14 protein-coding genes are annotated in these 18,801 nt (G+C 72.5%); 3 read left to right on the top strand and 11 right to left on the bottom strand.

Going from position 1 to position 18,801, the window contains the following annotated elements:
- Positions 1–24: 24 nt before the first annotated feature.
- Together AMOR_RS23025 and AMOR_RS23020 are read left to right on the top strand one after the other, a co-directional pair.
- Positions 25–1,227, top strand: coding sequence for an efflux RND transporter periplasmic adaptor subunit (locus tag AMOR_RS23025; protein ID WP_248354551.1), 1,203 nt, complete (start codon positions 25–27; stop codon positions 1,225–1,227).
- A 10-nt stretch (positions 1,228–1,237) separates the two neighbouring features.
- Entirely contained in the window at positions 1,238–2,701 is a 1,464-nt protein-coding gene (locus AMOR_RS23020) for an efflux transporter outer membrane subunit (RefSeq protein WP_248354549.1), read from the top strand.
- Between the two features lie 229 nt (positions 2,702–2,930).
- Here AMOR_RS23020 and AMOR_RS23015 read toward each other — a convergent pair whose 3' ends face one another.
- From AMOR_RS23015 to AMOR_RS23000, 4 genes are all read right to left on the bottom strand, one after another.
- Positions 2,931–4,073, bottom strand: coding sequence for an HNH endonuclease (locus AMOR_RS23015; protein ID WP_248354547.1), 1,143 nt, complete (start codon positions 4,071–4,073; stop codon positions 2,931–2,933).
- A 451-nt stretch (positions 4,074–4,524) separates the two neighbouring features.
- Positions 4,525–5,976, bottom strand: coding sequence for an efflux transporter outer membrane subunit (locus AMOR_RS23010; RefSeq protein WP_248354545.1), 1,452 nt, complete (start codon positions 5,974–5,976; stop codon positions 4,525–4,527).
- A complete protein-coding gene (locus AMOR_RS23005) occupies positions 5,969–9,169 on the bottom strand; it encodes an efflux RND transporter permease subunit (protein ID WP_248354543.1) in 3,201 nt (1,066 codons plus the stop codon). Before AMOR_RS23005 ends, AMOR_RS23010 begins: the two co-directional genes overlap by 8 nt.
- 42 nt (positions 9,170–9,211) lie before the next feature.
- Positions 9,212–10,423, bottom strand: a complete 1,212-nt coding sequence (locus AMOR_RS23000) for an efflux RND transporter periplasmic adaptor subunit (RefSeq protein ID WP_248354542.1) — start codon at positions 10,421–10,423, stop codon at positions 9,212–9,214.
- 116 nt (positions 10,424–10,539) lie between these two features.
- Between AMOR_RS23000 and AMOR_RS22995 the strand changes: the two genes are divergently transcribed.
- Positions 10,540–11,151 (top strand): TetR/AcrR family transcriptional regulator, encoded by a 612-nt coding sequence (locus tag AMOR_RS22995; protein ID WP_248354540.1) that lies wholly within the window; start codon positions 10,540–10,542, stop codon positions 11,149–11,151.
- A gap of 42 nt (positions 11,152–11,193) precedes the next feature.
- Here AMOR_RS22995 and AMOR_RS22990 read toward each other — a convergent pair whose 3' ends face one another.
- The 7 genes from AMOR_RS22990 to AMOR_RS22960 all read right to left on the bottom strand — a co-directional run bounded on the left by AMOR_RS22990 (position 11,194) and on the right by AMOR_RS22960 (position 18,754).
- On the bottom strand, positions 11,194–11,370 hold the full coding sequence (locus AMOR_RS22990) for a hypothetical protein (protein ID WP_248354538.1): 177 nt from the start codon (positions 11,368–11,370) through the stop codon (positions 11,194–11,196).
- A 147-nt stretch (positions 11,371–11,517) separates the two neighbouring features.
- Positions 11,518–12,681, bottom strand: a complete 1,164-nt coding sequence (locus tag AMOR_RS22985) for an iron-containing alcohol dehydrogenase (protein ID WP_248354536.1) — start codon at positions 12,679–12,681, stop codon at positions 11,518–11,520.
- Positions 12,682–12,978: 297 nt separating this feature from the next.
- Entirely contained in the window at positions 12,979–14,331 is a 1,353-nt protein-coding gene (locus AMOR_RS22980; RefSeq protein WP_248354534.1) for a VWA domain-containing protein, read from the bottom strand.
- A 3-nt stretch (positions 14,332–14,334) separates the two neighbouring features.
- The gene (locus AMOR_RS22975) at positions 14,335–15,243 is read right to left on the bottom strand and encodes an AAA family ATPase (RefSeq protein WP_248354532.1); all 909 of its coding nucleotides are present in this window, start codon (positions 15,241–15,243) and stop codon (positions 14,335–14,337) included.
- A 3-nt stretch (positions 15,244–15,246) separates the two neighbouring features.
- Positions 15,247–16,413, bottom strand: a complete 1,167-nt coding sequence (locus tag AMOR_RS22970) for a radical SAM/SPASM domain-containing protein (protein ID WP_248354530.1) — start codon at positions 16,411–16,413, stop codon at positions 15,247–15,249.
- Positions 16,414–16,439: 26 nt separating this feature from the next.
- The gene (gene mftF / locus AMOR_RS22965; protein ID WP_248354528.1) at positions 16,440–17,855 is read right to left on the bottom strand and encodes a mycofactocin biosynthesis glycosyltransferase MftF; all 1,416 of its coding nucleotides are present in this window, start codon (positions 17,853–17,855) and stop codon (positions 16,440–16,442) included.
- Positions 17,852–18,754, bottom strand: coding sequence for an electron transfer flavoprotein subunit beta/FixA family protein (locus tag AMOR_RS22960; protein WP_248354526.1), 903 nt, complete (start codon positions 18,752–18,754; stop codon positions 17,852–17,854). The genes mftF and AMOR_RS22960 overlap by 4 nt, the downstream gene beginning before the upstream one ends.
- Positions 18,755–18,801: the final 47 nt, after the last annotated feature.

Raw genomic sequence — 18,801 nt, 5'->3', positions numbered from 1 at the left:
ACCGCACATCCCGGAGGTGTACCCATGAGCACGAGCCCCAACCCGAAGCTTCGCGTCGCATCCGACGGCCCGCCTCCCGCGCGCCCTGCGGGCTCACGCAGGTGGGGACGGTTGCTCGCGGCCGGCCTGTTCACGGTCGTGGGTCCGGTGATCGCGGGTCGCGGCCTCGCCCGCCGGCACGACGAGGCCGCCGTCGCCGCGGAGACCAGGTACCTGGCCGTCCCGACGGTGTCGGTGGTCCGCCCCAGGCGTGCGTCGGACGTCGTGGACCTGTCGTTGCCCGCGACGGTCCAGGCGTACACCGACGCGCCGATCTACGCGCGCACGAGCGGCTACCTGAAGCGCTGGCACTTCGACATCGGATCCCATGTCCGGGCGGGCGAGCTCCTCGCCGAGATCGAGGCTCCCGAGGTCGACGAGCAGCTTCGCCAGGCTCGCTCCCAGCTCGCCACGGCGCAGGCCAACTACCGGCTGGCGGCCACCACGGACACCCGGTACCAGCGGCTCCTCGAGCGGCACGGGGTCTCCAGCCAGGACGCGGACAACGCTCACGGCAACTTCGCGGCGCAGCGCGCGACGGTGCAGGCCGCGGTGGCGAACGTCCGGCGGCTCGAGGACCTGCAGCGGTTCGAGAAGGTCTACGCGCCGTTCGACGGGATCGTCACGGTCCGCAACACGGACGTCGGGGCGCTCATCGACGCGGGCAGCAGCGGCGGCCCCACCCGGGAGCTGTTCCACGTCGCGGACACGCGCACGATGCGCGTGTACGTCAACGTCCCGGAGACGTATTCGCGGTCGGTGAAGCTCGGGATGACGGCGGTCCTCACCTTGACGGAGTTCCCGGGCCGCAGGTTCCAGGCGGTGCTGCGCCGGACCACCCAGGCCATCGACCCGAGCTCTCGCACGCTCCTCGCCGAGTTCTCGGTGCCGAACCCGGACGGCGACCTGATGCCCGGCTCGTACGCGGTGATCCACCTCGGCGCCAGCCGAGGCGCGCCGACGTACCTGCTGCCCGTCGCCGCGCTGCTCTTCCGCTCGGAGGGGCTGCGCGTGGCCACCGTCGACGCCGGCGGCAAGGCGGTCCTTCGACCGATCGAGACGGGTCGCGATCTCGGCAACGAGGTCGAGGTCCTCTCGGGCCTCGGTGACGACGAGGCCGTCATCGTCGACCCGCCGGACTCCATCGCGCCCGGTGAGCTGGTGCGCGTGTCGCGGCAGGCGGGATAGGGAGCAAGACGTGCAACGGGAACGAGCGATGATCCGGGGGACCCTCGCGCACGGGCCCTGGGTCGCGGTGGCGTCGATGGTGCTGGCCGCCTGCGCCGTGGGGCCGAACTACACCAGGCCAGGCGTGGCGGCGCCGGCGGCCTTCCAGGGCGTCCGGGCGCAGCGGCCGGGTGGAGACGGCGACGGGACGCTGCCGAGCGGGTGGTGGAGGATCTTCGGCGACGCCCGGCTCGACTCCCTCGAGGCGCGGATCGACGTGTCGAGCGAGACCCTGAAGGCGGCGGTCGCCGCGTTTCGCCAGGCGCGCGCGCTCGCGCAGTACGACCGGGCCGGGTACCTGCCGATCGTGACCGCGGGCTTCTCGGCCACCCGGGAGCGGCTGTCGCGGAACCGCCCCCAGAACCTCGGCGCGGCGGGGCCGTACGACGACTTCGTGGTCCCCCTCGACATGTCCTACGAGCTCGACGTGTGGGGCCGGGTCCGGCGCACGGTCGAGGGTGGCCGCGCGAGCGCGGAGGCGAGCGCGGCGGACGTCGCCACGGTGCGGCTGAGCCTGCAGGCCGAGCTGGCGATGGACTGGTTCCAGCTCCGCACGGTCGACGCCCAGGAGCGGTTGCTGGAGCGCACGGTGAAGAGCTACGAGGCCGCGCTCGAGCTGACCCAGGTGCGCTACGAGGGGGGCGTCGCTCCCGAGGTGGATCTCGCGCAGGCGCGGACGCAGCTCGAGTCCACGCGGTCGTCCGAGATCGACCTGCAGGAACAGCGGGCCCAGCTCGAGCACGCCATCGCCACGCTCGTCGGGGTCTCCGCTCCGACCTTCGACCTCCCGCGCACGCCCCTCGAGGCGACGCCGCCCCAGATCCCGGTGGGCTTGCCTTCCGCCCTGCTGGAGCGCCGGCCCGACCTCGTCGGCGCGGAGCGGAGGGTCGCCGCGGCGAGCGCGCAGATCGGCGTCGCGCGCTCGGCGTACCTCCCCTCGATCGCGCTGACCGGGACGGGCGGGTTCGAGAGCGCCGCGCTGCGGACGCTGATCTCGCCCGCGAGCGTCCTCTGGACCCTCGGCGCCAGCCTCTCCGAGACCTTGTTCGACGGCGGGAGGCGCAAGGCGCTTTCGGAGGAGGCCGTGGCGGCTTACGACGGCGCCGTCGCGACCTACCGGCAGGCGGCGCTCACGGCGTTCGAGGAGGTGGAGGACGATCTCTCCGCGCTGCGGGTGCTCTCCGACGAGGCGGAGACGCAATCGGCCGCGGTCGCCGCGGCCGAGCGATCTCTCGTGCTGTCGCAGACCCGGTACGAGGGCGGCGTCACGACGTACCTCGAGGTGCTCACCGCCCAGAGCGCGGCGCTCGCGAACGAGCGCGCGGCGGTCGCCGTGCAGGGCCGACGCTTCGTCGCGAGCGTCCTCCTCGCGAAGGCGCTGGGCGGCGGGTGGAGCGGCTCGCTGGCGATGCCCCCTCCCCCACCGGGCTCGTGATTCGTCACGTGTCTATGCGGCCCGACGCGTCGGCCTCGTGACCGCCGGGACCTGCGCGACCGGTGGGCGAGCGGGGAAGGGGCTCTAGAAGAAGGGGGACGGCCGGGGCGGCGCCGCGGGGACGAGACGCCGCCGCGGGGATCGGCCTGCAAGAAGCCTGCGTCGCGACGACGGCGATGAGCCCGGCCGGCCGGAGGATCCGGGTGGCACTTCCGCGCGCGCCGATGGTTCAGGGTGGGCCGGTCAGAGCCGAGGCGGGAACGTCGAAGCGCGCACCCGCCGAGCCGGCGTCGCGGCGTCCCGTCACCGCAGTCGCCTTGCGGGCCGGCGCGTACCTGTCCATCCATGCATCGCCGAAGATCTTCCGTGCGGCGAGCAAGTTGTGGCGAGCGCAGAGGAGGCGAACGTTCTCGATCGTCGATGGGCCGCCCAGGGCCTTCGGCTGGATGTGATCGTACTGGAGACGGTGGCGCGAGCCGCAGACGCCGCCGTTCTCGAGAGCCCATTGGCAGCAGCCGCCGTCCCGGACCCAGACCGCCCGCTTCACCTGCGCCGGGAGGTGGTCCGGCTTGGACGGCCGCCGCGCGCGCCGGGGCTTCTCGACCAGGCCCTTCCGCTTCTTGGCCCGGTCGAGCAGGAGATCGAGCGCGGCCTCGAGGATCACCTCGGTGCTCGCCCCCGGATGCGAGTGAGAGAGCGCGTCCCTGGCGTCGGCGACCTTCGCCTCGAACCGCTTCGTGATGGTGAGGTGCATCCGGCGGAGGTCGGCGGTGAGCGGCTCGAAGGTCGGCGGCGTCGTCCGGGAAATCGGGTCGTTCACGGTTCGTGTGGCCACTTTGGCATCGACGAGTTCTGCCGGCGAACCGGGCGCAATGACACAGGCGGTCGCCCGCGCGCCGAGCTCGAGCGCTGCGGCGGGTTCGGGGTCGCGAGCCGGCGGCGGCGCCGCGACGCGAACGGTCGTCACGACCTCCCGGCGCGGAGGCCGCTCCACCGGCTTCAGCTCAGCGACGACCGCCCGCGCCTCCTGCTTCGAGAGGTGGAGGAACCGGGGGATCACCTGGTCCCGGTTCTCCGGCGTGAGCACCTGGGCGAGCTCGCCGACGGTGGAGAGGCACAGCTTGCCGTCCTCGAGCGGCTCGACCAGCTCGGGGAAGCGCTGGATGAGCTCGGCGGCGGTCTTCCGGTAGAAGGCCGCGCTCTTCGACAGCCCGAGCTCCCGGTTCAGGTAGGTGAAGAGGCTCGGGTAGCCGAGCTCGAGCCACAGCCGCTTCGCGTCGAAGTCGGCCAGGGCGACGAGGAAGGCCGCCATCGCGTGGTGCTCGCGGCGGAGGAGCTCGGAGAGGCGGATCGAGGAGTCGCGGGCGTTCATGCGGGCATCGTCTCACGCGAATTCTCACCCTCCGCAAACGCACGGATTCGAGCGCTGGCGCGAGAATCAGCGCGCTGCGTCGCGCCGGGGTTCGGATGCCGCTCGCGCCGCCTCACGCGCGTGGAGCGCTGCGAGCGCGGCGTCCTCGTGCGAGCGCGGCGCGCGAACCGCGTGACCGCCGAGGGAGCGTCAACCGCTCGATCCGATCGGTTGGGTTCCCCCGAAAGCGCTCGCGCCCCCCGCGCTCCGCCGCGACCTCTGCGGTCGCTGCGACGCAGGCTTCTTGGAGGCCGATCCACACGGCCGACGTTTCCCCAGCGCGGCCCCCGCCTCGGCCGTCCCCTCTTCTTCTCAGCCCTCTTCACGTCCGCCGACCGAGCCCGCTCGGGCGTGAGGCGCCGCCCTCGACGGAGTCATGAGGAATCATGACCCCACCGGGCTAGGCGCTCCCTCAGCTCCCCTGCGCCGCCGCCGGCGCGGACGCCTGCGCCGCGGCCGGCTCCGAGCGCTCGCGCCAGCCTCCGCCGAGCGCGCGGTACAGGTCGACGAGGTTCGTGAGCCGCGCCAGGCGCGACTGGATGAGGAGCTGCTGCGCCGCGAAGAGATCGCGCTGCGCCTGGAGCACGCCGAGGTAGCTGTCCACGCCCTTGCGGTAGCGGAGGTCCGAGAGCTCGTAGCGGCGCTGCTCGGCGTCGACGCGGGCGCGCTGGGAGACGAGCTGCTCCTCGAGGGCGGAGCGCGCGACGAGCGCGTCCGCGACCTCGCGGAACGCGCCCTGGATCGCGCGCTCGTACTGCGCGATCTGGATCGACTTCCGCACGTTCGCCACGTCGAGGCTCGCCCTGAGCTCCCCGCCCCGGAAGATCGGCACGTCGATCCGCGGCGTGAAGCTCCACATCCCGGCCCCGCTCCCGAACAGGCCGGAGAGGTCCGCGCTCGAGCTGCCCGCGAACGCGGTGAGGGTGATCGACGGGAAGAAGGCGGCGCGGGCGGCGCCGATGACGGCGTTCGCCCCGCGGAGCGCGTGCTCCGCGGCGAGGATGTCCGGCCGGCGGAGCAGCACGTCGGACGGGACGCCCGGGGGGAGGTCCGCGAGGAACGGCTGCGCGTCGAGCGGCATCGGCGGTGGCAGGTCGGCGGGCAGCGGCTGCCCGACGAGGAGCACCAGCGCGTGCTCCGCCTGCGCGCGTTGCTCCAGCGCGTTCGAGAGGTTGATCCGCGCGGACAGGACCTGCGTCTCGGCGATCCGCACGTCGAGCTCGGACGTCCGGCCGCCCTCGTACGTGCGCTTGTTCAGCGCGTACGACGCCTCCACGGCCTCGAGCGTGCGGCGCGCGAGCGCCACCTGGTCGTCCAGGGCGCGCTCGACGAGGTACTGCGTCGCGACCTCGGCGACGAGCGCGAGGTGCGCGCTGCGCCGCGCCTCGTCCGTCGCGAGGTACTGCTCGAGCGCGGCGGTGGAGAGGCTCCGCACGCGCCCGAAGAGATCGAGCTCGAACGCGGTGGCGCCGAGGCCGACCGTGTAGCTCGTCACGGTGACCGCGCGGCCGGACGTGCTCAGGTCGGCGGGGACGCGCTGGCGCGTCCCGCTCGCGGTGCCGTTCACGGCCGGCAGCTGCTCCGCGCGCTGGATCCGGTACTGCGCGCGCGCGAGCTCCACGTTGAGGGCCGCGACGCGAAGGTCACGGTTGTTCTGGAGCGCGAGGGCGACCAGCGCCTTGAGGCGCTCGTCTCCGAACACGTCGCGCCAGCCGAGATCCTCCACCGCGGCGGCGGCCCCGGGCGCGCCCTCCGCGCCGACCGCGGGCGGGACGGGCGCCGCGGGCCGCTGGTACCGGGGCGCGAGCGAGCAGGCGGAGACGGCGAGCGCGAGCGCCGCGAGCGGGAGGCGCGGGCTACGCATGGGCCGTCCCCCTCGCCGCCGCGGCCCGGCTGACCTCGTCCTCCTCCTCCGCGCGCGCGTCCTCGTCGGCGTCGCGCAGCTCCTGCCGCGGCGCCGGCGGTTTCGCGCGTCGCGCGATGAGCGCGAAGAAGAGCGGCACGAACAGCACCGCGAGGACGGTCGCCGAGACCATGCCGCCGATGACGGCGGTCCCGATCGCGATCTGCCCGCCGGCCCCGGCGCCGTGCGCCACCGCGAGCGGGAGGACGCCGAGGATGAAGGCGAGCGAGGTCATCAGGATCGGCCGGAGCCGCATGCGCGCCGCCTCGAGCGCCGCGGCCACGACGCCTCTTCCGCGCTCGTGCAGCTCCTTCGCGAACTCCACGATGAGGATCGCGTTCTTGGCGGAGAGGCCCACCGTGGTGAGGAGGCCCACCTGGAAGAAGACGTCGTTCGCGAGGCCGCGGGACATGGTCGCGAGCACCGCACCGAGGACGCCGAGCGGCACGACGAGCATGACGGACACCGGGATGGACCAGCTCTCGTAGAGCGCCGCGAGGCAGAGGAAGACGACGAGCAGGGAGATCGCGTAGAGCGCGGGCGCGTTCGCGCCCGAGATCCGCTCCTCGTAGGAGAGGCCGGACCACTCGGAGCCGATCCCGGCCGGCAGCTTGGCGACGATCTCCTCGAGCGCCGCCATGGCGTCGCCGGAGCTCTTGCCCGCCGCGGGCTCGCCCTGGATCGCCATCGAAGGGATGCCGTTGAAGCGCTCGAGCTTCGGCGGCCCGAACGTCCAGCGGCTGCTCGCGATCGCGGAGAACGGGACCATCTCGCCCTGCCGGTTCCGGACGTACCAGCGGTCGAGGTCCTGCGGGTTCATGCGGAAGGGCGCGTCCGCCTGCATGTACACGCGCTTCGTCCGGCCCTTGTCCATGAAGTCGTTCACGTACGCGACGCCCCAGGTCGAGGCGAGCGTCTGGTTCACGTCGGCGAGCGACACGCCGAGCGCGGTGGCCTTCTGCTGGTCCACCTCGACGTTGAACTGCGGGTTGTCCTCCAGGCCCGAGGGGCGCACCTTCGCGAGCCGCGGGTCCTTCCGGGCGAGGTCGAGGAGCTGGTTGCGCGCCGCCATCAGCGCGTCGTGCCCGAGGTTGCCGCGGTCCTCGAGCTGGAGCTCGAAGCCGGTGGCGTTGCCGAGCTCGGTCACGGCGGGCGGCGTGAAGACGAAGACGTTCGCCCCCTTGTACGTCGCGAACGCCTTCTGCACGCGCGCGGCCACCGCGTCCGCGCGGAGGCGCTCCGACCCCCGCTCGTCCCACGGCTTCAGCCGCACGAACCCGACGCCCGCGTTCTGGCCCCGGGAGCCGAAGTTGAAACCCCCGATGGACATCACGGACTCGACGGCGTCCTTCTCCTCCGTGAGGAGGTGGTTCGAGACCTGCTCCAGCCCCTTCTTCGTCATCTCGAGCGTGCTGCCCGGCGGCAGGACCATCTGGACGTACATGAGGCCCTGGTCCTCCTGCGGGAGGAAGCCGGTGGGGACGCGCCCGAAGAGCACCGCCAGGGCGACGACGAGCACGGCGTACCCGATCATCCCGCGCACCCGCCGGCGCACCAGGAACTCGACGATGCGCTGGTACCGGCCGGCGCCGCGATCGTAGGTCCGGTTGAACCAACCGAAGAAGCCCTTCCGCGCGAGCCCGTGCCCCTTCTCCACCGGCTTCAGGATCGTGGCGCAGAGCGCCGGCGTGAGCGAGAGCGCCACGAGGACGGAGAGCGCCATCGACGAGACGATGGTGATCGAGAACTGCCGGTAGATGACGCCGACGGAGCCGCCGAAGAAGGCCATCGGGACGAACACGGCGGCGAGGACGAGCGCGATGCCCACGAGGGCGCCCGTGATCTGGCGCATCGACTTCTGGGTCGCGGACTTCGGCGGGAGGCCCTCCTCGCTCATCACGCGCTCGACGTTCTCGACGACGACGATCGCGTCGTCGACGAGGAGGCCGATCGCGAGCACGAGGCCGAACATCGTCAGCGTGTTGATGCTGAACCCGAACGCGGCGAGGACGCCGAACGTGCCGAGGAGCACCACCGGGACGGCGATGGTGGGGATCAGCGTCGCCCGGAAGTTCTGGAGGAACAGGAACATCACGAGGAACACGAGGCCGATCGCCTCGAGGAGCGTCTTCACGACCTCCTCGATGGAGAGCCGGACGAAGGGCGTCGTGTCCACCGGGTAGACGACCTTGAGCCCGGGCGGGAAGAACTTCGCGAGCTCGTCGACCCGCGCGCGGACCGCGTTCGCGGTCTGGAGCGCGTTCGCGCCGGCGGCGAGGCGCACGCCGATCCCGGACGAAGGTCGCCCGTTGATGTAGGTCTCGATCTCCGAGGTCTCGCCCGCGAGCTCGACGCGGGCCACGTCCCCGAGCCGCACCTGCGAGCCGTCGGGGTTCACGCGGAGCAGGATGGCGCGGAACTGCTCCGGCGTCTGGAGCCGGGTCTGGGCGGTGATGGTCGCCGTGAGGCGCTGGCCCTCGACGGCGGGGAGGCCGCCGAGCTGGCCTGCGGACACCTGGGCGTTCTGCGCCTGGACCGCCTGCGAGACGTCGAGCGGCGTGAGGCGGAACTTCGTGAGCTGGTCCGGGTTCAGCCAGATCCGCATCGCGTACGCCGAGCCGAACGTGTTCACCTCGCCCACGCCCGACACGCGGCTGATCTGGTCCTGCATCGACGAGTACGCGTAGTCGGAGATGTCGTTGCGGCTCATCGAGCCGTCCTCGGAGACGAGGCCGATGATGAGCAGGTAGTTCGACACCGACTTCGCGACGCGGACGCCCTGGCGCTGCACCTCCTGCGGGAGCTGGGGCATCGCGAGCTGCAGCTTGTTCTGGACCTGCACCTGCGCGATGTCGGGGTTCGTCCCGGCGTCGAACGTGAGCGTCACCTGCGCGTTGCCGGCCGAGTCCGACTGCGAGGCCATGTAGCGCAGGTTGTCGAGCCCGTTCATCCGCTGCTCGATCACCTGCGTGACCGTGTCCTCGAGCGTCTTCGCGGAGGCCCCGGGATAGGTCGCGTAGACGCTGATCTGGGGCGGCGCGATGGCCGGGTACTGCGAGACCGGCAGCCCGAAGATGGAGAGCGCGCCGGCCAGCATCACGAGGAGGCCGACGACCCACGCGAAGATCGGTCGTTCGATGAAGAACTGGGCCACGAGCGTGCTCCTGGAGCCTGGGGTTCGGTCCGCGGGCGCGGGCTACCGCGCCGCCTGCTTCGCGCCGCCGGCCGGCACCGGGTTCACGAGGGCGCCGGGCCGGACCTTCTGCAGCCCCTCGACGATGACCTGCTCCCCCGGCTTCACGCCCCCGGTGACGAGCCACGCGTCGCCGACGGCGCGGTCGGTGACGAGCTGCCGGCGCTCGACCTTCTTCTCGGCGTTCACGACGAGCGCGATGGGGAGCCCCTTCTGATCGCGCGTGACGCCCACCTGCGGCACGAGGAGCGCCTGCGGGTTCACGCCCTCCTCCAGGCGCGCGCGCACGAACATGCCGGGCAGCAGCTCGCCCTTGGGGTTCGGGAAGATCGCGCGGAGGGCGATCGAGCCGGTGCTCGGGTCGACGGTGACGTCGGCGAACTGCAGGGCGCCGTCCGCGCCGTACTCGTGGCCGTCCTCGGTGACGAGGCGCACCTTCGCGCGCCCCTGGCCGGCGCTGCGGAGCTTGCCGCTCTCGAGCTCGCGCCGGAGCTTCAGCACCTCTGCGGTCGACTGCGTGAGGTCCACGTAGACGGGATCGAGCTGCTGGACGACCGCGAGGAGCGTCGCCTGCCCGGCCTGCACGTAGGCGCCCTCCGTCACGGAGGACCGGCCGATGCGGCCCGACACCGGCGAGGTCACGGTGGTGTACCCGAGGTTGATCCGGGCGGTCTGCTCCGCGGCGTGCGCCGCGGCGACGTCGGCCTCCGCCGCCTTCAGCCCCGCCATCGCGTTGTCGTACTCCTGCCGGCTCACCGCGTTGTCCTTCAGGAGGTCGGCGTTCCGGTCCGCCAGGAGCTTCGCGTTCGCGACGTTCGCCTCGGCGCGGGCGAGCGCGGCCCTCGCGCCGTCGAGCGCGGCCTGGTACGGCGCGGGGTCGATGAGGAAGAGCCGCTGCCCCTCCTTCACGTCCGCCCCCTCCGTGAAGAGCCGCTTCAGGACGATGCCGTTCACGCGCGCGCGAACCTCCGCCACCCGGAAGGCCGAGGTCCGGCCGGGGAGCTCGCGGGTGAGCGTGACCGCGGTGGGCTCGAGGGTGACGACGCCGACCTCGACCGGACCGGCGGGCCCGGCCGGCTTCGCTCCCGACCGGCCGCACGCTGCGAGCAGGGTGACGAGCACGGCACCGGCGATCACCGGGCCACCGCGGCGCGGGTCGCGGCGGGACCCGGGCGAGGCGACGATTTGCGTCGGGGTCGGGGCGGTGTGGGTCATGGTCAGTGCTTTCCGTTCGGCGCGACGTGCGCTGGAGCGCGCATCCGCGCACAGGAGCGGTTGACAGTCAAGACTGAACCGTTCAGTTTAGCGTAATCGTGAACGAAGACGCCGCAATGCCGATTCCCGAGTCGGTCCCCCTGAAGCGCCGGCAGATCCTGGCCGGGGCGCGCCAGGTCTTCGGCGAGCTCGGCTTCGAGCGGGCGAGCGTGGACCTGATCGCCAGCCGCGCGGGCGTCTCGAAGGCCACGGTCTACAACCACTTCGAGGACAAGAAGGCGCTCTTCGTCGCCGCGGTGGTCCAGGAGTGCGAGGACATGCGCGCCGGCCTGCAGCGCTGCCGCGAGAAGCCGGTCGGCGACGTCGAGCAGAGCCTGCGGGCGCTCGGCGAGAAGGTGATGGGGATCTTCCTCTCACCGTCGATCGCGGGCCTCTACCGGCAGGCGATCGCCGAGTCGGCGCGGCTGCCGGAGATCGGGCGGCTCGTGTTCGAGCGCGGGACGGCGTCCGTCCAGGACGCCGTCGCGTCGCACCTGGCGCGCTGGAACGAGACCGGCGCCCTCCGCATCGACGACGCGCGCGCCGCGGCGATCGACTTCGTCGGGCTCTGCCAGGGCGACCTGGGCGTCCGGTCCCGGCTCGGCCTCCTCGAGTACCCGGTCGACGACGAGGTCCGCGAGACCGTGAGACGCGCGGTCGGGATCTTCGTGCGCGCCTATCGACCGTGATCGCTGGGCCGCGGCGGGCGACCCGCTCCCGCGCCGCCTGACCTACGGCAGCGAGGAGACGAACGCGTTCGTCATCGTGTAGGTGAGGTACTTCACCGGATCGGGTCGGCTCTTCCCGCGCGCACCGGAAGCGGTGCTCAGCTCCTCGTCGGTGAGCGGTCTCGGCGCAGGCGCGCCGGCGATGAAGCTTCCGTTCCGGACGTTCTTCTTGGTGGCCATGATCCGTGGACGACCCACGAGGCGCGATCTGACCGGCAGCAACCGTTCGCGGCGAGCCCGACCATGGAACCCGGACGTAGCCAGGAACTCGGCGCGGGCGGGGACGGAGGCCCGTGATCCTCCGTCCCCGCCCGGCCGTCCGCGCTGCTACATCGCCGCCTTGAAGATCTCGACCACCTGCTGGAGCGTGGCCGTGCGGGGGTTCGTGAGCTGGCAGGCGTCCTTCTTCGCGTTCTCCGCCATCGTCGGGAGATCGGCCTCCTTCACGCCGAGCTCCTTCAGGCCGGCGGGGATGCCGATCGACCGCGAGAGCTTGCGGATGGCTGCGATGCCCTTGGCCGCGGCGTCGATGGGCGCGAGGCCGTCGATCTGCTCCCCGAGCGCCACGGCGACGTCGCCGAGCCGCTTCGCCGCCGCGATGGCGTTGAACTCGCACACGGAGGGAAGGAGGATCGCGTTGCAGACGCCGTGCGGCAGGTTGTAGAAGCCGCCGAGCTGATGCGCCATCGCGTGCACGTACCCGAGGCTCGCGTTGTTGAAGGCCATGCCGGCGAGGTACTCGGCGTACGCCATCTTGTCGCGCGCGTCGAGGTTCGCGCCGTTCGCCACCGCCGGCTGGAGGTTCTCGGCGATGAGCTCGATGGCCTTGATGGCGCAGGCGTCGGTGATGGGCGTCGCCGCGATCGAGACGTACGCCTCGACGGCGTGCGTGAGCGCGTCCATCCCGGTCGCGGCCGTGAGGGCGGGCGGCTTGCCCACCATCAGCACCGGGTCGTTGATCGCGACGTTCGGCGTACAGCGCCAGTCGACGATCGCCATCTTCACGTGCGTGCTGGTGTTCGTGATGATGCAGAAGCGCGTCATCTCGCTCGCCGTGCCCGCCGTCGTGTTGATGGCGACGAACGGCGGCATCGGCTTCTTGGTCTTGTTGATGCCCTCGAGATCGCGGATGTTGCCGCCGTTGGTGGCGACCATCCCGACGCCCTTGGCGCAGTCGTGGGCGCTGCCTCCGCCGAGCGACACGATCGCGTCGCACTTCTCGTGCTGGTACACCTTGAGGCCGTCGTGGACGTTCGTGTCCGTCGGGTTCGGCTCGGCGCCGTCGAAGATGACGGCCTTCACGCCGGCCTCCTCGAGCTGGCCCCTGATCCGGGCCGCCACGCCGAGCTGGTTCAGCACCTTGTCCGTGACGATGAGCGCCTTCGTCGCGCCGAGCGCCTTCGCCTGCTCGCCCGCCTGCTTCGAGGAGCCGACTCCCATCAGGGAGACGTTGGGGATGTAGAAGCCGTACACCTGGTCTGCGAGAGCCATGGATCGATCTTCCGTTCGTGAGGGTGGAGCGGTCCGCTGCGAGGCACGGCGACCGAGACGCTCCGGCCCCGCAGACGTGCTCCCCCTCACATGAGCAACGGACGCGCCAACCGTGCGGAAATGTGGACCTATCCGCTCCGCGCGAATTATCTCAAGGCGTTCGCGAGCAATTGGCGCGCGTCCCGTTTGGCGCCTCGTTCCCGGTTCATTTCCGGTCCGAGACATGTCACGGAACCGTTACGCGAGCTGTCGCGCACCCGCGACGGCATGCGCGCCGTCCCCCGCGTGACTCGGCAATCAGGCCCGGACCGTCATGCCCCCGTGCCTCCACGGGAGGCGCTTCACGCTCCGCGCGGCGGCGCCGCTTTCGGCGCAGGTCCGGACCAGCTCCTCCACCACCGCGCTCAGCTCCTCCACGTTCTTCACGACCTCGACGCGATCGCAGTACGGGGCATACGTGCTCATCAGGCAGTCGCCGAGATCCCACGAGCTCCGGTCCTCGGGGGTGAGCCACATCACGTAGCCGGCCTTCTCGCGGATCTCCGCGAGCGCCGACTCGTGGGCCTCGTTGTAGTTGTTGCGCGCGTCCCCGAGGACGATCACCGCTGGGCGGCCTCGGAGGCTCGCGAGGTGGTTCCGCTCGAAAGCGACGAACGCGTGGCCGAAGTCGCTGTTGTCCTCGAGGTCGACGACGCCGCCGCCGTCGATGAGCTCGAGCACCTCGTTCAGGCGCATGCTCCGCAGCAGCGGCGTCACCTCCGCGAGCTCGCGGTTGAAGACGAAGCTGCGGACGTCGAGCAGCCCCTTCTGCAGGGTGTGGAGGAGGAGCAGCATGAACCGCGACGCGTGGCTGACCGAGAAGCTCACGTCACAGAGCACGACGAGCCGTGGCGTCTGCTTCCGCTTGCGCCGCAGCACCTTCACGAACGGGACCATCCCGTGGCGATGGTTGCGCTGCAGCGTCTTGATGACGCTCAGCCTCCCCCGCCGCTGACGTGACCTCGTCTGACGGACGTCCTTCTGGAGGCGCCGGACCATCCGGGCGACCACGTCCTCCATCGCCTCCTCCTCCTCCGGGAGGAACGGCTTCACCCCCTGGTTCCTCCATTTCGCCAGGAACTCGTCGTCCAGGCTCACGTAGATGGGGCCCTGCGTGTAGTTGCCGACGCGGCTCGGCGTCCGCGCCTTCTCCCCGCGGTAGCGCCTCGTCTCGACCGCGAGCCTCGGCCCGCCCGAGGCGTCCCCGTCCTGCGGCTGCAGCCCGTCGAGGTCGAGCTCCGCGCCGTCGCACGAACCGTCGTCGACGGCGAGCGTCGCCCCCGACCGCTCGCCCTCGTCGTTCGGCGGCCGGGCGAGGCTCCGCTGTCCGTCCAGCGCGACGGTCGCGTCGTCCTCGACCTCCGCCGCGGCCCGGCGCGCGCCCGCGCCGGCGCCATCGCCGAAGAACTCCTCGAAGACCGCCTCGAAGACCTCCGCGTCCTTCAGGCTCTTCACGAGCGTGAGCTGGAGGACGGCGCGGGCATGCGCGCGCCCCCCCTCCGCCGCCGGGGCGGCACCGAGCGCGCGCACCGCGTCGACGCTCTCTCCCGGGGATACGCGGACCCCTCGTTGCCGGAGCCGCGCCACGAACCGGGTGACGATCCGCTCCATGGCCTACGCGAGCTCCTGGGCCGCGAGCTCCTGGATGCGGGCGAGATCCGCCTGGTGTTTGGCGATCGCGCCCGCGGTGCTCACGACGGTGCCCGGCGAGAGCTCCCGCACCCCGAGGATGGAGAGCACCCGCGCCCAGTCGAGGCTCTCCGAAACGCTGGGCGGTTTGCGCAGGCCGAGCGTCCGCGCCCTGTGCACGAACCCGACGAGCTGCCTCGCGAGCGCCTCGCACGTCGCCGGGACGTTCTGCCGGATGATGGCCACCTCGCGCTCGAGGTCCGGGTACCCGATGTGGAGGTAGAGGCAGCGCCGGCGCAGCGCGTCCGAGATGAGCCGCGTCCCGTTGCTGGTGAGGATCACCAGCGGCTTCTGCCGCGCCTCGATCATCCCGAGCTCGGGGATCGAGATCTGGAACTCGCTCAGGCTCTCGAGGAGCAGCGCCTCGAACTCGTCGTCCGATCGATCGATCTCGTCGATGAGGAGCACGGAGCGCTTCTCGGAGCGAAAGCTCTTGAGGACCGGCCGCTCCACGAGGAAGTGCTCGGAGAAGAAGAGGCTCTCCTCCGCGCTCAGCCTGCCCACCGCCTCGCGGAGCGAGGACGCGCCCTCCAGGTAGCTGTCGAGCTGCGTCCGGAGGAGCTGGGTGTAGAGGAGCTGCTTCCCGTACTCCCAGTCATAGAGCGCCTTGCCCTCGTCGATGCCCTCGTAGCACTGCAGCCGGACGAGCGGCAGCTCGAGGATGGCCGAGAGCGCCTTCGCGAGCGCGGTCTTCCCCACGCCCGGCGGCCCCTCGATCAAGATCGGCTTCTCCATCGACACCGACAAGAACACCGCGGTCGCGATGACGTCGTCGGCGACGTAGCCGCCGGCCTGCAGCGTCCTTCTCACCTTCTCCACTGAGCTGAGCGGCACGTTTCACCTCGTCGGATGGGACCTTCTCGCGCATGGGCGCAGGACGGCGGCCGGATCGCGTCCGGCGCGGGGGCCGTCGTCCTCGCGCCAGCCATACACGGCCTTCCGGAGCTCGCAGCGGTCCTCGACCGCCATCAGGTCCCCGGTCGCGGCGTGCGCGCGCCCCATGCAGCCGCCGCCGCAGTGGAGCCGCCCCGAGCACTCGAGGCACGGGCGAAGGCTCCCGTGCCGCCGCTGCTTCACCTCGAGGAGCCGCGACCACGGCGGCATGGCCTCGGCGAGCGTCGCCGCGAGCGGCCTCTCGAACGCGCCACGCACGGCGAGCTCGTCCACGCGGCAGAGGGCGCACGGGTAGACGGTCCCGTCGGCGGTCACGTACGGATGCTCGCCGAGAGTGCAGCAGTCGGGGCCGGCCTCGGCCCGCCCCTTCCACCACTCGATCGCCGCGACCTCGCCGTGCTCGGCGTAGAGCTGCTGGAACCGGCCATCGGCGTGGTACCGGGAGAGGAGTGCCCGGTACTGGGCGGGCGTGGGCGGCGCGAGCTCTCCCTTCGCCGCCCGGCCCTGCGCCAGGAGCGTCCCGCTCACGACGCGGCGCACGCCGAGCGCCTCCACCAGTGCGAGGAGCGCCGGGAGGTCGTCCATGTTGTGGCGCATCTCCGTGAACGCGACGGAGATGTGGCCGCCGAGCCCCGCCGCGACGAGCCGCCGGACGCCGTCGAGGGTCCGCTCGAAGCTCCCGCGCCCCCGGACGCGGTCGTGGGTCCGGGGAGCGCTCCCGTCGAGGCTCACCTGGATCCGGAGCCCCTCGAACCGGAGCGCCCGCAGCGCGCCGACCTGGGCGCCACCGAGGAGCGCGCCGTTGGTCTGGACGCCGACGGTCCGGAGCGACGGTCCGCGGCAGCATGCGGAGAGGATGTCGAGCCATTGAGGATGAAGGAGCGGCTCGCCGCCCGTCAGCCAGAGCTCCTCGCCGCCGAGGGCGGCGAACTCGCCGACGATCCGCCGGATCGCGTCGGCCGGGACGTGGTGCGGGTCGGCCCTCGGCCCCGCCTCGACGAGGCAATGGCGGCAGCTCAGGTTGCACAGCCCGGTGACCGCGAGCGAGAGCGCGCGCGGGAGCCGCAGCCCCGCCCTTCCCGTGCACTCCATGAGTCGGCTCCAGTCCACGTCGCGTCCTTGCTCCTCGCTGCCGTTCACTGCTTCACCGAGAGCACCGGCCGGTAGCTGCCGAACGACCCCAGCCGCACGCAGCCGCAGAACACGCCCGCACCGTAGGCGAGGTGCTCGGCGAGATAGAGACCGAGGAACTCGGGGAAGCGGAGTGCGGGGCGCCGCACCGTGCGATCCACCGCAGCGCAGAGCACGGCGAGGGTGGCGGCGAGCGCGCCGAGCCTCGGCCAGGCGACACCGGCGACGATCAGCACCGGCGCGTAGTAGCGGGTCAGATGGAACGCGACGTGATAGGCGAGGCTCCCCCACGCGCGGAGCCGCGCGCCGATCACCCACTCCGGCGGGACGCGCGCGCCCTCGCGGCGGAGCGTCGCCCAGAGCCGGGCCACGTCGAGCAGGATGAGCGCCGCGCCGGCCACTGCGGGCCACGCCGCGCGGGCGAGCCACGCGGCCGCGACGAGCGCGGTCGCGGCAGCCAGCGGCCAGGGCATGACCATCTGCTTCCTCCGCTCCGGGTGGAGCACCTGGAGGAGCCCCTCGGACGTCCCGTACTGGAACCGCCGGCGGAGGAACGCGCCGAGCCGGTTCCGGTGCTCGTGGAAGATGCGGCCATGCGGCGTGTAGAGCACCCTCCCGCCCCGATCCCGGAGCCGCCACGTGAGGTCCACGTCCTCTCCGACGTGCAGCTCCTCACGGAACCCGCCGCTCGCCGCGAACGCGCGCCTCCGGACGAGCAGGTTGCAGCTCGGGAGGTAGAAGGTGTCTGTCCCGCCCTGCCCGGAACGATCGCGCGGCCCGAGGGAGAGGCTCGACATCTCGGCCTCGTAGCGATCCAGCGCCGACGACGCGTGCATCCCCGCCACCCGGCCGCCGACCGCGACGACCTCCGGATCCTCGAAGCGCCCGGTGAGCTCGGCGAGCCAGCCCTCGGAGGCGGTGCAGTCCGAGTCGATGAAGGCCAGGAGCGCCCCGCTCGCGACGGCCGCGCCACGGTTCCGGGCCGCCGCCGGGCCCCGGCCTCGACCGCCCGACGAGATCACGGTGGCGCCGAGCGCGCGCGCCACCGCCGGTGTCGCGTCGCGGCTCCCATCGTCCACCACGACGATCTCGAGGCGCGCCCGAGGGTAGCGAACGCGCCTCAGCGACTCGAGGCATCGCCGCAGCTCCTCGGCCCGGTCCTTCACCGGGATGACGACGCTCACCGTCGGGAGCCGGTCGGCGGGGAGCGCGTCGTCCGGGACGCGCGCGAGCAGGCCGCGCTCGAAGAGGGCGTCGAGCGCCCGCGCCTCCGTCGGGGTGCGCGCGACCAGCTCCCCGGCGTCGAAGCGCTCCGCGAAGGCGGCGCTCACCTTCACGAGGCGGAGCGGCGCCCGGGAGAGCAGGGCCGGGCCACCGCGCACCTCCACGCGCGCGACGCCGCTCGCGAGCCTGTACCTCACCGCGCGCTCCTCGGGACGAGCCCCTCCTCGCCGAGGATCTCCAGGATCCGGCTCGCGGCCTCGTCGGCCGTCCCGAAGTGCATCCGCCCCCCGCGCGGCCGGATCCCGCCGGAGAACAGCTGGCGCACGCGCTCGTGCGCGGGGAGGCTCGCGTCCGGGGCCTCCACGCGCAGCGGATCGCAGCGGGGCACCCCCACCCCCGCCGCCCGGAGCGCCGCGCCGTCGAAGCCGAGCGCGCGGGCGGGGAGCCCCAGCTCCTCGATCCCCCAGCGCTCCACCGGCGCCTCGATCGAGCGGAGGACCGCGGGCAGATCGGGGTAGCGGGGCTCCGCGGCCGCCGCGTCCACGAGGACGGCGCACGGGAGGTGGAGCGCGACGCGCTGCCGGGCGCCCTTCTCGGACCTCCGGACGACCTCCGCCCGGTCCCGGTCCGGGTCGAGCCGGAGCGACAGCGCGGCGCTCGCGAGGGGCAGCCCCGCCGAGGCGGCCGCGAGCGCTGGCGAAGGATCGTCGCCGCGGTCGAGGAGCCGGGTCCCGGCGAGGAACAGCGCCGGGCGGAGGATCTCGAGGACTCGGCGGAGGACCCTCGCCTCGGCGACCGCGTCCCCGTCCTCCATCGCGTCGTCCCAGACCCGCACGGCCCGGGCGGCGCCCATCGAGAGCGCGAGCCGGAGCGCGTCGTCGAGCCGATCGCTCCCCAGCGCGACCGCGGTCACTGCCGCGTCCCTCGCGTCGGCGAGCCCCGCGGCGACCTCGAGCGCGCTCAGGTCGTCCGGGTTCACGATCCGGCGGAGGCCGGTGTCGCGCACCGCCGCGCCGCCGCCGGCGAGCCGCGCCGGCGGGCGCGGATCGCGGACCTCGCGCAGCAGCACCACGATGTCGAGCCGTTTCGAAGCCATGATTCGGTCCTCGAGTGCGCGCGAGCGCGCGCGGAAGAAGGTCGGGT

This window comes from Anaeromyxobacter oryzae (assembly GCF_023169945.1).
Lineage (GTDB): Bacteria > Myxococcota > Myxococcia > Myxococcales > Anaeromyxobacteraceae > Anaeromyxobacter > Anaeromyxobacter oryzae.
The sequence above is the reverse complement of the archived record's forward strand: the minus strand, read 5'-3'. Positions and strand labels throughout refer to the sequence as shown.

Bases quoted from the DNA above. Each gene is read 5' to 3' on its own strand.
- AMOR_RS23025 (WP_248354551.1), top strand. From the start codon at position 25: ATGAGCACGAGCCCCAACCCGAAGCTTCGCGTCGCATCCGACGGCCCG.
- AMOR_RS23015 (WP_248354547.1), bottom strand. From the start codon at position 4,073: ATGAACGCCCGCGACTCCTCGATCCGCCTCTCCGAGCTCCTCCGCCGC.
- AMOR_RS23010 (WP_248354545.1), bottom strand. From the start codon at position 5,976: ATGCGTAGCCCGCGCCTCCCGCTCGCGGCGCTCGCGCTCGCCGTCTCC.
- AMOR_RS23000 (WP_248354542.1), bottom strand. From the start codon at position 10,423: ATGACCCACACCGCCCCGACCCCGACGCAAATCGTCGCCTCGCCCGGG.
- AMOR_RS22995 (WP_248354540.1), top strand. From the start codon at position 10,540: ATGCCGATTCCCGAGTCGGTCCCCCTGAAGCGCCGGCAGATCCTGGCC.
- AMOR_RS22990 (WP_248354538.1), bottom strand. From the start codon at position 11,370: ATGGCCACCAAGAAGAACGTCCGGAACGGAAGCTTCATCGCCGGCGCG.
- AMOR_RS22985 (WP_248354536.1), bottom strand. From the start codon at position 12,681: ATGGCTCTCGCAGACCAGGTGTACGGCTTCTACATCCCCAACGTCTCC.
- AMOR_RS22980 (WP_248354534.1), bottom strand. From the start codon at position 14,331: ATGGAGCGGATCGTCACCCGGTTCGTGGCGCGGCTCCGGCAACGAGGG.
- AMOR_RS22960 (WP_248354526.1), bottom strand. From the start codon at position 18,754: ATGGCTTCGAAACGGCTCGACATCGTGGTGCTGCTGCGCGAGGTCCGC.